The 14773-nt window shown below is 61.6% G+C and carries 13 protein-coding genes; 4 read left to right on the top strand and 9 right to left on the bottom strand.

Going from position 1 to position 14773, the window contains the following annotated elements:
* Positions 1-90 precede the first annotated feature (90 nt).
* Complete coding sequence (gene xylF, locus BQ8482_RS26210; RefSeq protein WP_123150229.1) at positions 91-1131, bottom strand: D-xylose ABC transporter substrate-binding protein; 1041 nt, start codon at positions 1129-1131, stop codon at positions 91-93.
* Positions 1132-1397: 266 nt separating this feature from the next.
* Between xylF and BQ8482_RS26205 the strand changes: the two genes are divergently transcribed.
* Positions 1398-2645, top strand: coding sequence for an ROK family protein (locus BQ8482_RS26205; RefSeq protein WP_123150228.1), 1248 nt, complete (start codon positions 1398-1400; stop codon positions 2643-2645).
* A gap of 196 nt (positions 2646-2841) precedes the next feature.
* Here BQ8482_RS26205 and phoB read toward each other — a convergent pair whose 3' ends face one another.
* The 6 genes from phoB to BQ8482_RS26175 form a co-directional block, all read right to left on the bottom strand.
* Positions 2842-3531, bottom strand: coding sequence for a phosphate regulon transcriptional regulator PhoB (gene phoB / locus BQ8482_RS26200; RefSeq protein ID WP_123150227.1), 690 nt, complete (start codon positions 3529-3531; stop codon positions 2842-2844).
* A gap of 16 nt (positions 3532-3547) precedes the next feature.
* Positions 3548-4255, bottom strand: a complete 708-nt coding sequence (phoU, locus tag BQ8482_RS26195) for a phosphate signaling complex protein PhoU (RefSeq protein WP_123150226.1) — start codon at positions 4253-4255, stop codon at positions 3548-3550.
* 38 nt (positions 4256-4293) lie between these two features.
* Positions 4294-5109, bottom strand: coding sequence for a phosphate ABC transporter ATP-binding protein PstB (gene pstB, locus BQ8482_RS26190; protein WP_077373276.1), 816 nt, complete (start codon positions 5107-5109; stop codon positions 4294-4296).
* A 12-nt stretch (positions 5110-5121) separates the two neighbouring features.
* On the bottom strand, positions 5122-6735 hold the full coding sequence (gene pstA / locus BQ8482_RS26185; RefSeq protein WP_123150225.1) for a phosphate ABC transporter permease PstA: 1614 nt from the start codon (positions 6733-6735) through the stop codon (positions 5122-5124).
* A complete protein-coding gene (gene pstC / locus BQ8482_RS26180; RefSeq protein ID WP_123150223.1) occupies positions 6728-8116 on the bottom strand; it encodes a phosphate ABC transporter permease subunit PstC in 1389 nt (462 codons plus the stop codon). Before pstC ends, pstA begins: the two co-directional genes overlap by 8 nt.
* A gap of 120 nt (positions 8117-8236) precedes the next feature.
* Positions 8237-9241, bottom strand: a complete 1005-nt coding sequence (locus BQ8482_RS26175; RefSeq protein WP_123150221.1) for a PstS family phosphate ABC transporter substrate-binding protein — start codon at positions 9239-9241, stop codon at positions 8237-8239.
* A 722-nt stretch (positions 9242-9963) separates the two neighbouring features.
* Between BQ8482_RS26175 and BQ8482_RS26170 the strand changes: the two genes are divergently transcribed.
* From BQ8482_RS26170 to BQ8482_RS26160, 3 genes are all read left to right on the top strand, one after another.
* Entirely contained in the window at positions 9964-10326 is a 363-nt protein-coding gene (locus BQ8482_RS26170; protein WP_123150220.1) for a hypothetical protein, read from the top strand.
* A gap of 376 nt (positions 10327-10702) precedes the next feature.
* Positions 10703-10939: a hypothetical protein gene (locus tag BQ8482_RS26165; RefSeq protein WP_123150302.1), complete on the top strand. Its 237-nt coding sequence runs from the start codon at positions 10703-10705 to the stop codon at positions 10937-10939.
* A gap of 566 nt (positions 10940-11505) precedes the next feature.
* The gene (locus BQ8482_RS26160; RefSeq protein ID WP_123150218.1) at positions 11506-12390 is read left to right on the top strand and encodes a GNAT family N-acetyltransferase; all 885 of its coding nucleotides are present in this window, start codon (positions 11506-11508) and stop codon (positions 12388-12390) included.
* Positions 12391-12857: 467 nt separating this feature from the next.
* Here BQ8482_RS26160 and BQ8482_RS26155 read toward each other — a convergent pair whose 3' ends face one another.
* Both BQ8482_RS26155 and BQ8482_RS26150 read right to left on the bottom strand, forming a co-directional pair.
* Positions 12858-13748 carry a glutathione S-transferase family protein gene (locus BQ8482_RS26155; protein ID WP_123150217.1) on the bottom strand — a complete coding sequence of 297 codons (891 nt, stop codon included), beginning with the start codon at positions 13746-13748 and terminating at the stop codon, positions 12858-12860.
* 27 nt (positions 13749-13775) lie between these two features.
* Complete coding sequence (locus BQ8482_RS26150) at positions 13776-14357, bottom strand: VOC family protein (protein ID WP_123150216.1); 582 nt, start codon at positions 14355-14357, stop codon at positions 13776-13778.
* Positions 14358-14773: the final 416 nt, after the last annotated feature.

The following is a 14773-nucleotide window of genomic DNA, read 5'->3' as shown; positions in this document are numbered from 1 at the left end:
AGTTAGCCGCGAGAAGCGGAAAAACAATTCTTTTTGAAAAAACGCCGCGGCGTGAAGCCGCGGCGTTTCAGGCTTCTTGCGATGGCCGGATCAGTTGCAGACCGGGACAGTGCCCGCTGCCACGCCGGCGCAGACCTCTTCCTTCTTGATCCAGCCTGCGTCGATGACGACGTTGAGATTGTCCTTGGTGATGGCAATCGGCGTCAGGAACAGCGACTTGACGACATTGCCGCCCGGCGTGGTGAAGTCCTTGACGCCCGCAATGTCTGTCATCTGCTTGCCGTCGGCCAGCTGCGAGGCGATCTCGGCAGCGTTCTTGCCGAGCTCGCGCGCGTCTTTCCATACCGATACGGTCTGCGTGCCGAGCGCGATACGGTTCAGCGCGGCATGGTCGCCGTCCTGGCCCGACACCGGGACGGATCCGGCCAAGCCTTGCGCCGTCAGCGCCGCGACGACGCCACCAGCGGTGCCGTCATTGGCAGCAACCACCGCATCGATCTTGTTGTCGTTGGCGGTCAGGAACTGTTCCATGTTCTTCTGAGCGTTGGCGGGAAGCCAGCCGTCCGTATAGGCCTCGCCGACATTCTTGATCTTGCCGCTGTCGATCGCGTCCTTGAGCACTTCCATGGAGCCGGCGAACAGAAAATCGGCATTCGGATCGGCGCCCGAGCCCTTGATAAAGACGTAATTGCCTTCCGGCGCCACCTTGAACACTTCGCGGGCCTGCATGCGGCCGACTTCCTGGTTGTCGAAGGTCAGATAGAACACGTCCTTGTTCTCGATCAGCCGGTCATAGCCGACGACCGGAATGCCTTCGTCCAGCGCCTTCTGCACCGCCGGCCCGATGGCCGAGGCGTCCTGCGCAAGGATGATCAGCGCGTTGGCGCCCTGCGAGATCAGGCTCTCGACATCGGTCAGCTGCTTGCCGGGATTGGACTGTGCATCGGCGGAAATATACTTGTCGCCGGCTGCCTCGATCGCAGTCTTCATGGCGGCTTCGTCGGTCTTCCAACGCTCTTCCTGGAAATTCGACCACGAAACGCCAATGACCTTGTCCTTGGCCTGTGCGGCCGACGCGAGCGTCAGCGACATGGCAACCCCCGCCAGAATGGCGGCTGCGAATCTCTTCATGATATCCTCCCTGCGCCGCGTACGGCGCGACCAACTGGCCCGAAGGCCGGCACAAAGGCCACTATTTTTTCGAGCCTCGAAAAAATACTGGTCCAACGGCGGAGCGCTGTCAACATCAATTCCGATGGATTTTAATGTCCCTGCCGACTTATTTCGAGCCTCGGAATAAATAATGACAGGGCCTGCTGCTTCTGCCACTATTTGTCGGACATTACCGACGGCTTCCGATTCATGAGCGGCCGCGGCAATAGGGAGGAAGCAAAAGAATGTCGGTTGGAATCCGTCATGACGATTTGCGCCGGCGCAACCGGGCCATGGTGATTTCTGCGGTACGCCGGGCCGGCCAGCCGTCGCGGACCGAGATCGCCGCAACCACCGGCCTCAGCCATTCGACCATATCGGCGATCTCTTCCGACCTGATCCAGGAAGGCATCCTGACCGAGAGCAAGGCGAGCGAGACCGTTTCGATGAAACGCGGCCGACCGCAGGTCGGCCTCAGCCTCAATCCGGAAGCCGCTGCGGTATTGGCGGTCGTGTTGTCGCTGAATTTCCTGTCGGTCGCTGTCATCGATTATGCCGGACAGGTGGTCGCCGAGGAACAACGCCGGCTGGACACGCTGACCATGTCGCGCGACGAGCTGATCGACGAATGTGTCGCCATCGTGCGGCGCCGGATCGAAGACCCCGACCTCGACGTCCAAAGCGTCGCCCGCATCGCGCTGGCGATCCAGGGCATCACCGATTCGCATGCGCGCGCCATGTTGTGGTCGCCGATCACGCCGCAGACTAACATCGCCTTCGCCGACATTCTGGAACGCGAGTTCGGCATCCCGGCCATCATGGAGAACGACTGCAACATGATGGCCGTGGCGCTGCGCTGGCGCGAGCCGGATCGCTACCGCGACGATTTCATCGCCATCCTGCTCTCGCACGGCATCGGTATGGGGCTGGTGCTGAAGGGCGAACTGTTCACCGGCACCCATTCCTCGGGCGGCGAATTCGGCCACATGATTCATCGGCCGGGCGGCGCGCTTTGTCGCTGCGGGCGGCGCGGCTGCGTCGAGGCCTATGCCGGCAACTACGCCATCTGGCGCAACGCAAGGCAATTGAGCGAGAACGCAGAGCCGGTCGCCGATGTCAGCGACGCCGAGATGCGGGCACTGGCGGCCCGGGCGCGCCAGGCGGACGGACCGGAGCGCGAAGCCTACCGCAAGGCCGGCGAAGCGCTCGGCTTCGGGCTCGGCAGCCTGTTCGCGCTGATCGATCCGGCGCCGGTCGCCATGGTCGGCGCCAACGCTGCCGCCTTCGACCTGATCGAGCCGGCCCTGCGCGAGGCCATCGCCCAGACCGCCGGCGGCCATCATTCGGGTTCGATTTCCTTCGACACCGAGACGAACGAGCTGCCGCTGATCCGCGAAGGCTGCGCCTTGCGGGCGCTGAGCTTCGTCGACCAGGAGATTTTCGCGCCGGGCATACAAGGGAAGTCCGGCATGATCAGGAAGCACGTGGCCTGACTCCGAAAGGCAAGGAACAACGGCGGATTGCAACTTGGGGATGTGTTGAGATTCAGGTCAGGCCGCGCCGGCTCGAAGACGGGCGCGAGCCGACCAGACTGCGTGAGTTCCGAGAACCGGAACGGAGCGTACTTTTGGGTACGTACCGGAATCGCAGGAAATCGCCGGTCGCAGGCCGGCATCACCTGAATATCAGCTAGTCTTCCCTGATCGCATAGCCCGCGCCGCGGATGGTGCGGATGACATCGGGCATGCGACCATTGTTGACCGCCTTGCGCAACCGTCCGACATGGACGTCCACCGTGCGCTCGTCGATGTAGATCGTCTCGCCCCAGACATTGTCTAGCAACTGGCTGCGCGAGAAGACCCGACCCGGGTGCCGCATCATGAATTCGAGCAGCCGGAACTCGGTTGGCCCGAGCCGGATCTCGCTCTTCTTGCGATAGACCCTGTGCGATTCGCGATCGAGCATGATGTCGCCGACCTTCAGCACGCTGGACAGCACTTCGGGCTTGGCGCGGCGCAGCAGCGCCTTGATCCTGGCCATGAATTCCGGTGTCGAGAACGGCTTGACCAGGTAGTCGTCGGCCCCTGTCGAGAGGCCGCGCACCCGGTCGCTCTCCTCGCCGCGTGCGGTCAGCATGATGATCGGCAGCCGCTCGGTTTCGGGGCGCATCCGAAGGCGTCGGCAAAGCTCGATGCCGGAAACCGCCGGCACCATCCAGTCGAGCACCAGAAGATCGGGCACGTTTTCCTGCAGCCGGATTTCGGCCTCGTCGCCGCGCGTCACCACCTCGACCTGATAGCCTTCGGATTCCAGATTGTAGCGGAGGAGGACGCCCAGCGGCTCTTCGTCCTCCACCACCATGATGCGTGGCGCGATCATCGACCGGTCACCCCCGTCATGTCGCCGGCGCCGACATCGTCGTTTCGTCGAGCTTCGGGCGATCCGCCGGCAATTGCTGCCCGGTCACGACATAGTAGGCGTTTTCGGCGATGTTGGTGACGTGATCGCCGATACGCTCGAGATTCTTGGCGCAGAACAGAAGATGCGTGCAGGCGGTGATGTTGCGCGGATCCTCCATCATGTAGGTCAGGAGTTCGCGAAAAACCGCCGTATATTTCACGTCGATCTTCTGGTCGTCGGCGCGCAGTTCTTTCAACGCGCCGGCATTGCGCGACACATAGTGCTCGACCACGCCGCGGAGCTGCACAAGAACGAGATCCGCCATCGCGTCGATACCGTGCGAGAGATTACGCGGCGTGGCGCTCTGCCCGACTGCGCTGACCCGCTTGGCTATGTTCTTGGCCAGGTCGCCGATGCGCTCGAGATCGCCGGCCATGCGGATTGCGCCAACCACGGCGCGCAGATCTTGCGCCATCGGCTGCCGCTTGGCGATCAGCGTGATCGCACTATCGTCGAGTTCGCGCTGCCGCGCATCCATGATGGCGTCGTCCGAGACGACGCGCTGCGCCATCGCATTGTCTGATGCAAGCAACGCGCGGATCGAGGCTGCGACCATCGCGGCGGCGAGCTCGTCCATATCGCGGATCAGCCTGTCGATGTGCTCCAGTTCCTCGTCGAAAGATGCGACGGTGTGTTCACCCATGATACTGTCCTCGTGTTCGAAATTCGCCGCCGGACCGCTCAGCCGAACCGGCCGGTGATGTAGTCCTGGGTGCGCTTGTCGTCGGGGTTGGTGAACATCTTGTCGGTCGCGCCCTCCTCGACCAGATAGCCGAGATGGAACATCGCCGTGCGTTGCGACACGCGCGCTGCCTGCTGCATCGAATGGGTGACGATGACGATCGTGTAGTTCTGGCGCAGTTCGTCAATCAGTTCCTCGACGCGGGCGGTGGCGATCGGATCGAGCGCCGAACAGGGCTCGTCCATCAGGATCACTTCCGGCGATACGGCGATGGCGCGCGCGATGCACAGGCGCTGCTGCTGTCCGCCGGAGAGACCGGTACCCGACTCGAGCAGGCGATCCTTGACCTCGTTGAACAGGCCGGCCTTCTTCAGGCTCGATTCAACGATGCCGTCCAGCTCGGCCTTGCTCCTGGCCAGGCCGTGAATGCGCGGACCGTAGGCGACGTTTTCATAGATCGACTTCGGAAACGGGTTCGGCTTCTGGAATACCATGCCGACGCGGGCTCGCAGCTCGACGACATCGATCTTCGGGTCGTAGACATCCTCGCCGTCGAGCGTGATCTTGCCGCTCACCCGCGCGATATCGATGGTGTCGTTCATTCGGTTCAGGCACCGCAGGAAGGTCGACTTGCCACAGCCCGATGGGCCGATCAACGCCGTCACCTGGTTCTCGCGGACATCGATATCCACGTCGAACAGAGCTCGCTTCTCGCCGTAATGAACAGAGACCTTTTCGCCCTTCATCTTGATCGAAGGGGCATTGGTTCCGCTGCTCAGTTTCTGCTCGACGCCGGCTTCCGTCATGATGTTCATATCCTCTACTCCTTACCAGCGCCGCTCGAAGCGCCTGCGCAGTATCACCGCGATGGCGTTCATGATGACCAAAAACAGCAGCAAAATCAAAATCGCCGCCGAAGTCTTCTGCTGGAATCCAGCTTCCGGGAAATCCGCCCACATGAATATCTGCACCGGCAGGATCGTCGCGGGATCGGTGAAGCCGCCGGGAATGTCGACGATGAAGGCGACCATGCCGATCATCAGCAACGGCGCGGTTTCGCCCAGCGCATGCGCCATTCCGAGGATGGTGCCGGTCATGATACCCGGCATCGCCAGCGGCAGGACGTGATGGAATACGGTCTGGACCTTGGACGCTCCGATGCCGAGCGCCGCCTCGCGGATCGACGGCGGCACGGCGCGCAACGAAGCGCGCGAGGCGATAATGATGATCGGCAGGGTCATCAGCGCCAGCACCATGCCGCCGACCACCGGGGCTGAGCGCGGCATGCCGAAGAAATTCAGGAATACGGCAAGTCCAAGCAGGCCGAAGACGATCGAAGGCACCGCCGCCAGATTGTTGATATTCACTTCGATGATCGTCGTCAGCCGGTTCTTGGGGGCAAATTCCTCAAGATAGATCGCCGCCGAAACGCCGATCGGGAAGGCGATGGCGAGCGTAACGATCATGGTCAGGAACGATCCGACGACCGCGCCCCAGACACCGGCCAGTTCCGGCTCGCGGCTTGCGCCGGTGAAGAAGAAGATCGAGTTGAACCGGCTTTCGATCAGGCCGGCGCTCTTCAGCGTGTCGAGCCAGACGATCATCTTGTCGGAAATCTTTCGCGATGCTTCCGGCGTGTCGATGACGCGCAGGAATGCCTGGCCGCTCGCGGCGGGCGCCGTGCTGTCCAGCGCCTCGATCACCGTGCCCTTTGCGACCGCCGTCCCGTTGGCCCCAGGCGACAGCGCGGTCAGCTTGACCGTACCGCCATTGAACGCGACCAGCAGCGACGACGCGCCGCTCGTCAGCGTGAGCATACCGTTTTCGCCCTCGGTCGCACCATTGCCACGCGCCAGCGTCAGCATGGCGTCGTCGCCGAAGGTCAGATCGATGTCGCCGCTGGTTTCCGAAGGCGTGACGCTTGTCGAAATCGCTTCGTCCGAACCGACGTCGGCAAGCAACCCCTTGAGATAAAGGTCGGCAAAATCGTCAAGTGGAACCGCATAGTCCACTGTTCCTCCGAGCATCCCCGGATCAGCCGCAATATCTTTGCGCAGGAAGACGCCTGTGCCGGTGGAAATCAGTCCGCGCAGCAGGCGCTTGTCCTGACGGCCCGTCACATCAGGAAATTTTGCCGTAAGCGCTTCCTGAGCGATGGCGTCGTAGTTGGCGGCGTCGAGTTTCGCCGGGTCGACCTTGGCCGCCGAAAGATCGATCGGCAGCGTCAGATAGTTCTGCCGCAGCGCCGGGATCGCCTGCGTGACGATCGTCGACAGGAGCAGCACAAGGAATAAGCCGGCCAACGCGACGGCTGCGGCGCCAAGCCATTTGAACCACGTTTCAGTGCGGTAACGACCCTTCAGCCGCGCCTTCGCGGCATCGTCGGTATGAACGCTGACCGGCCGCCGGCCGGCGCCGAATGACGCGATCGCATCAGTCATATTGCTCTCGGTATTTCTGGACGACGCGCAAAGCGACGATGTTGAGGGTAAGCGTGATGCAGAACAGCACCAGGCCGAGTGCGAAGGCTGCAAGCGTCTTGGCGCTGTCGAACTCCTGATCGCCTACAAGCAGCGTCACGATCTGCACCGTCACGGTGGTGACCGCTTCGAGCGGGTTGGCCGTGAGGTTTGCCGCCAGGCCCGCCGCCATGACCACGATCATTGTTTCACCAATTGCGCGGCTGACGGCGAGCAGCATCGCCGAAACGATGCCCGGAAGGGCAGCGGGAAGGACCACCTTGCGGATGGTTTCCGACTTGGTCGCGCCGAGGCCGGCGGAACCGTCTCGCAGGGATTGCGGAACGGCATTGATCACATCATCGGAAAGCGAGGAAACGAAGGGAATGATCATGATACCCATGACCACGCCTGCGGCGAGCGCGGATTCGGACGCGACGCTGAGGCCCAGGCTTTCGCCCATACCGCGGAAGTAGGGCGCAACCGTCAGCGCGGCGAAGAAGCCGTAGACCACGGTCGGAATGCCGGCGAGGATTTCCAGTACCGGCTTTGCCACCGCGCGGACGCTTTTGGAAGCGTAATCCGAAAGATAGATTGCAGCCATCAGCCCGATAGGCGCGGCCACAAGCATGGCGATGAAGGTGATGAGCAACGTGCCGGCAAAGAGCGGCACCGCGCCAAAAATGTCCTGGTTGACCGCCCCGGCTTCCGTCCCCGCACCGGTGAAGGCGCTCTGCGGCGACCAGTGCGTGCCGAACAGGAACTTATAGAACGGCACCTGTTGGAAGAACCGCAGGGATTCGAAGATAAGCGACAGGACGATACCGATCGTCGTCAGGATTGCGACCACCGAACAGGCGATCAAGAATGCGCGAAGAACGCGCTCGACCACGTGGCGCGCCCGGTAGGCTTGGGCGATGCGCGAATAGGCCCAGTAAAATCCGGACGCGGAAAACACGAGCGCGACGGCCCAGATGATCCAGGTGCTGGTCGTATGGATCGATTTGTAGACGGCCGCGGCTGCCTCTTTCGTCGGATCGGCGAAGCCGACAAGCCCGCCAAAGGCCATCGCGCGAGCGTCGCGGATGAAAGCTTCGACCTGCGGAACGCCCATTCCCGACAACTCGGAGGCGAAGCGGTCGGCAATGATCGACGATTCAATTCCCGGCGTCATCAGCGACCACAACACGATCGCAAGCAGCGCGGGACCGGCAGCAAAAAGCGCCAGAAACATGCCATGTTGGCCAGGCAGCGAATGCAATCGCGCGACGTCGCCGTTGACACTGGCAATTGCGCGTGTCCGGCCGATCCAATAGGCCGCAGCGGCCAGACCTAACAGTAGAACAACGAGATAACCGACCATTCAGGACGTCCCCTCGACCGCCGGTCATTCACCGGCTCAAAGCACGGGACCTTTGGTCCCGCGCTTTGGGCTTTTAGAGCATGAGGGGTCAGAGCTGATATACGCCCGGACCCCGAAACATCAAGAGCCCATGCCCTTCAGGGCCTTGGCGTTTTCGGCCCACTTGGCGCGCTCGGCGTCCGGCAGCGGGATCAGGCCCTTGTCGGCCAGATAACCATCAGGACCCCATGCACCCTCCGAGGTGTACTCGGCGATGAACTCCTGCATGCCGGGGATGACGCCGACATGCTCTTTCTTGGCATAGACATAGAGCGAGCGGGAAACGCCGTAATCGCCGGATGCGATGTTCTCGAAGGTTGGCTCGACGCCGTCGACCTTGTGGCCCTGCAGCTTGTCGGCGTTCTGGTCAAGGAACGAGAAACCAAAGATGCCGAAGGCATTGGGGTTGGCTTCCAGCTTCTGGACGATCAGATTGTCGTTTTCGCCGGCCTCGACAAAAGCGCCGTCTTCGCGGATCTCGCCGCAGCCCTTTTCATTAGCCGCCTTCACTTCTTCCTGGCAGGCCGCATCCATGACGAGTTCAACGAACGCATCGCGCGTGCCAGACGTGGGCGGGGGGCCAAGCACCTCGATCTTTGTCGCGGGAAGCGACGCATCGACATCCGACCAGTTCACGTAGGGATTGGCGACGACCTTGCCGTCAACGGCGACGTTCTTGGCGAGCGCCTTGAAAACCTGCTCCTTGGTCAGATCGACGACAGTCCCTGCCTTCGAGTTGGCCAGTACGATGCCGTCGAAGCCGACCTTGATCTCGACCGGCGTCACGCCGTTTGCCTTGCAGGTTTTAAGTTCGCTGTCCTTGATGGCGCGCGAGGCATTGGTGAAGTCGGCGGTATTTTCGCCGACGCCCTGGCAAAACAGCTTCATGCCGCCGCCGGTGCCAGTCGACTCGACGACCGGGGTCTTGATCTTTCCGCTCTGGCCGAGCTTTTCAGCAACAGCCGTCGTGAAGGGGAACACTGTGGACGAACCGACGATTTGAATCTGGTCGCGCGCGGCGGCATAACCAGCCGACGCGGCGAGCGCAAGCGCCGCGGCCGACGCCGTAAGGAGGAATTTCTTCATGTGGCCTGCTCCTGTTCGGAAAATGGTCTCTCGGCGCCATTCCTGCGGCGCCCGCTGAGGCCAATAGCCCCCGATTATTACAGTCACATGACAGTTTGATGTCAGCCCGGTAACGCGGCACTGCCGTGTCGAAAAGGAAGCGCCGCGGGTCTCGCCGGCACAGCCGTGGTTTGCCGCTGGAATCAGCAGCTTGCACGATTTCCGGCCGACATTTGTCCTCGACAGGCGAGACAATTGGCGCCGAAAAAGAAAATCCGGGCGGGAGCGCGTTGCATGCGGCCAAGGAGGTCATGGCCGCGCCATCGCCGAAACAGGTCCGTTGGGGTAAATCTGACCCTGCTTCTTGCCGGCGGTCGCTGCTCCCGCCCGTAACTGGAGGGGCGGAACTCGAATGGGCTTATTGTCCCAACCGGACGCACGCTTTGGTATGGTGCGATCGCACCATAGTCTTGCCCGCAACGCGTCGCCGAATCGCGGCTGAACTCTACGGCTTGACGGGATGCCAATCCCGCGTTGCGCTGGATTTCTCCGTCCGCGCCGAGCCACAGCGCGGCGCGCCCTTTCGGACGCGCTAGGGACGCTGCGGCATTTTGATTTTGCGCACGATCCCCGGCGAAATCGATTCCGATTCTCCGGGTCATGCGCTAGCCTTGCCCGCGGTGTATTCCGACGGTTGTCGGTGGAACCGAAGCCGCGTTATAAATCCCGCAAGGGTGTTGCCGATGTTGGGACGGATCCTGCCTTTTTTCCTGTGCCCGATGCTGCTATTCGGGAGCGGCTGCTCGCGCAGCTACGACGGCACCGTCGTCATTCCGAGGCCGCTTGACGTCCGGCGGTTCTGGGACAGGCCGCCGCAGCAGGCGCAGCCCGAACAGCCGCAGTTGCTGCAGACCGATGTCTTTCCTGTGGCGCCCGAAACGCCGAAAAGGGCGACGGTCCCCGGTATCAAGACTCCGGTGGCGCCGAGAAGGCACACGCGGAGGATCTCCAACGATCCGCCGATGCCGTCATCCGAGCCGGCAAAACCGCTCACCTGCAGGAACGTCAGCCAACCCGGAAAACGGGTCCGCATGGTCTGCGAATAGCCGGCCGGCATTCAAACGGTGGCAGCCAAATATCCGTCCTCAAACGCTGCTGCGCACCCTGACGCAGCGGTTCGGTGAGACGCGCACGCGATCGCCGAAAGCATGAACTGACTGGTGGGTTTCAGGCTGACCAATCGATCCGGCGCCCCGATCAATCCGGTGTCGCCAGTCAGTTGAAACCTTATCCCGCCTTCGACGTTAAACGGCCATTGCAGCGCCGCGCGTCCGTATTGCGGCGCCGCGCGTCTCTTTGGACGCAGAAAGGGCCGCTGTGACGTTGGTTCGGCGCATGGTCCTTGCCGAACCGAAGGGCAGCGGAGCGAAGGTTGATCCCGATTTTTGGGTCATGCGCTGGATGGTCAAAAGGAGACCGCACATGTCGATTCACTTCACTGTCTCGGGCCTGACCAGAAATCTGTTTCACTCGCCCAGAAATCTGTTTCACTCGCTGGGACTGGACCATGAGCGCGCGCCGAGACCTCTCAGTCCTGAGCAAAGTCTTTTGCTGGAATGCTACCTGGCCGGCCAGATTCCGGAATCGGCCTGGAGCGACTACGTCTTCGAGACGCCGGAACTGGCACGCCATGTCAATGCGAGACGCGCCCAACACTGACATCTCGTAAAATGTGACGGTTGAATTCCCTGCATTCGCCGGCGGGGTCCAGCACGCGAGGATCGCAGCCCCGACATCGTCCATGGTGTTCAGCGATGCGGCATTCGATTGACAGCTGGCGCCTGCCAATATCGAGCCGGCAATCACCGACAGTCCTGCCGTGCGTTTCATTGCAAGTCCTCGTCCCTCCGCCTTGCCCGCACAGCAAGGCCGGCTGTTTTGAAGGCTTGACGCCAAACGACAATCGCGAATGTCAGGCCGCAGCTTCCCGGGAAACGAAACAAAAAGGCCGGCACATGGCCGACCTTTCCTTTCCACCTCGACCGCGCCAGTACATCCGTGGTCACGAATTGGAGGTGAATTGCCAAGCAGTAGATAGGGATTTGGTTAACGAATCCTTAGCTGACGGGGAGGTGCTCGTCGACGCGTCATGGCCAACCTGATCTGCGTTCTGGTGATGAGTGCGGAAAGTCGTCTTTAAATGCGGCACATATTATTAATCGTTGTACACCAATGTGTTAGCATGTGAAGCACGTCCAAGTAACGATCGTGTTCTGGGGTTCATTATGGCCGTACTTGGCGCTCTCCCTCCCGGCGTTCGCTGTCGACCAATTCGCGAAGCCGATTGGGAAGGAGTAGTCGACTGCCTGTGCCGGGGCTTTCCGGAGCGTGACCGGAGTTACTGGATACAAGCGCTGACCCGATTGTCGCAGCGGCCTGCTATCGCCGAATGCCAACAATACGGCTTTGCTTTGGAGGAGGCTGGTCGGATCGTCGGCGTCGTGCTGACCCTTTATACCCGTTATCGCAGGCAGGAAGGCGACGAAATCCGCTGCAACCTATCAAGCTGGTCCGTCGACGAAGAATTCCGCCCCTATGCCATCAAGCTGATTACGACGATTCTCAAGCAAAGAGACGTAACCTACACGAACGTTTCGCCGGCGCCTGCTACATTAAAGCACAATTTGGCGCTCGGCTTTCGCCTCTTTTCCAGTGGACAATTTGCCTTCTTGCCGGCCTTCAGTTCGATGCAGCGGTCATGTCGCGTGCTCGAAGCTCGTCCCGATCTTGCGGAAATGGCGATGCTGTCCGACAGTGAGAGATACATACTCTCGGAACACGCCGCGCTGGGTTGCCTGTCATTGATTTGCATTTGCGACGGAGCGGCGTTTCCCTTCGTATTGATGCCGCGCCGGATATTGCGCGGTCTTATCCCATCCTATCAGATCGTCTATTGCCGCTCTCTCGCAGATTTGAGCCGGTGCGCCGGTGCCATCGGGCGCTTTCTCTGGCGAAGCGGCATCCTGCTTTGCGTCGTCGACGCCAAGGGACCGATTGCGGGCCTGTTCGGGTGGTACCGCCCCAACCGAGGGCTGAAATACTTCAAGGGTCCCAGACCACCCTCGCTCGGAGATCTGACATTCACCGAGCTGGTGATATTCGGTCCCTGAACGACAAGCGCAGCATCAATCAGCCCGCGCCGATTTGCGGCCGCAATGCCGAAAGCGAACCCCCGCCTCCGGCGAGGGTTCCATCTTTTTGAAACCTACAATCGCTACTGAGCAGGGGCGGTCTGAGCTGGCGGCGGGGTTGCGGGTGCCGGCGTCATCGTGTCAGCTGGAGGTGGCGGCAATTGGCCAGCGGTCGTCGCCTGCGTTCCTCCCGATTGAGTTTGGTCACACGCCGCCAGGGCAGCAAGCGCCAGACCGAACGCGGCGAATGAGGGTAGTTTGCGGGTCATATACAGTCCCTTCCATGGACGCCACCCGCGCAGGCCTGATCATCAGGACCGCTGCCTCCAGGTCAACCGTGCCTTCGTCGTCGACGCTTCAAACATTCTTACGTCCCGTAAAAGGCGGCGGGCCTTCGGCATCGGTTTAGGTCGGCCTGGGCAAGCAAAACCGTTAGAGCGAAAGCCTCACGCCCCGGCCTGCGACTTCACATAGGCGATATAGCCGCGCACGTCGGCGGCCGGCTCGGCGTAGGCCTTGCCGAGCTTTTTCTCGATCGCCGCCATGTAATCTTTTGCCCATTGGGGCAGCGCGTAGTCGATGACGGCCAGGAATTCGAGCGTCGCCGCCAGGCGGATGTCGGCGATCGACGGGTTCTTGCCGCCGATGAACGGCTTGCCGTTCCTGAAGAAGCTGTGAAAGACCTCCAGCGGCTCAGCAATTGCGGCCGCCGCGGCCTTCTGGGCTTCCGACTTCCTGTCGGGGTCGGCGTCGCTGTGACCGACCTCGCCGGCATACTGCGGGAAGTTCAGCGCAGGATAGGTGGCGCGCGCCACATAGGGGTAGAGCGTGCCGATCAGGTAGAACATGGCGCTGTCGATCATTGCCCGCTTGGCCGGCGCCTTGGGATATAATTTCTCCAGCCCATGCTTGTTGGCGAGATACTGCATGATGGCGCAGCTTTCCCACAGCACGCCTCTCGGCAAGCCCTTGTCCTCGATCATCGGGGTGAGATGGGCCGGGTTTCGCGCCATGTATTCAGGCAAGCGCGTGTGGCCCCATACGTCGGTCTCGGAATGATCGAGCCCGGCCGCGCGTGCAAACACCCGAACGCTCATATTGTTGACGCTCGGCTTCAGCATGCTGAGCGTCAGCGCGGGCTTCTTTCCTGATTTCGCCTTGGTCTTCCGCGCGGATTTCGCGGATGCCTTGGCTGCAGGCTTTGCGGCGGCTTTCGCTGCCGGCTTGGCGGAAGCTTTCGCCGCCCTGGCTGCAGGCTTTGTCGCGGCCTTGGCAGCTGGTTTCGTAGCGGCCTTGGCGGCCGGCTTCTTCGCACTCTTCGTTGTCGTCTTTGCCATTGTGTCCTCCCTTTGTTTGGCCTGTCGTCAGTATGGATCTTTCGGCGTGCGGTCCTCCGACAAGGTCGCGCGGGAGCGCTCGACCAGCGCCTGGATCGCGTCGGCAAGATGCACTTCGGCTATTGCGTAGTCGCCGCGCGCGACGCGAATCTTGTGCGCCTGCATCAGCACATCGGCATGAGTGAAGCCCGCCGGCGGCTCGAAACGGTAGGAGGCGAGCTCGATCAGCAGGCCGAGCGGATCCTCGAAATAGATCGAATCCATAAAACCGCGATCCTTGACGCCGCTGTGCTTGATGCCGCGCACGTCAAGCCGGGCCACCGCCTGCAGGTAGGTGACGCGCGACACCGCAAACGCGATGTGATGGACGCAGCCCGTATCGGTCGGCGTGCGCCGCTTGACCGGCGTGCGGCTCTCGTCGGTGAAGATGGTGATCAGCCGGCCGTCACCCGGATCGAAATAGAGATGGCTTTCGCTCGCCTTGTCGAGATTGGGCTGCTCGAAGATAAAAGGCATGCCAAGCACGCCTTCCCAGAAATCGATCGAAGTCTGGCGCCCGGCGCCGACCAGCGTGATGTGATGAACGCCCTGCGATTGAAGTTTCTGCATTGGCCCTCTCCCTGGCAGCCGGACGACGTCGTGTTCACTTCGCCCCCGGTACCGCTCGCGGTTATGCTGCCTTGTGCCTGGCGCGAGGATTATCAGGAGATGCTAAATCAACCGGCGACGATGCGCCAGAAGCCAGGCTACATAGGGACGCTTGCATTGGAAGGCCTCGGTGCGCCAAGCCCTGGATCACAGGTCGCTTACGGCCTTACGCCGCATCGCTTCCCCGTCATCCAGGATTGTTGCCAGCTCGGCAGGAGGCGGCTTGTCCGGTTCAGGCAAACGGACGCGATGGCACCATCGCCTGTCCAAGGCGTTCAAGGAAACTTCTTCGGGCGCTTAGCCTGCGACCAGAACAGGGCGCGAAGCTCGGAAGAAATCGGTTTGTCTTCTTTCAATCGCTTCGGCTCACGCCGCCG

The organism is Mesorhizobium delmotii, assembly GCF_900149755.1.
Classification (GTDB): Bacteria; Pseudomonadota; Alphaproteobacteria; order Rhizobiales; family Rhizobiaceae; genus Mesorhizobium; species Mesorhizobium delmotii.
This window is presented reverse-complemented; position numbering and strand designations above follow the sequence as displayed.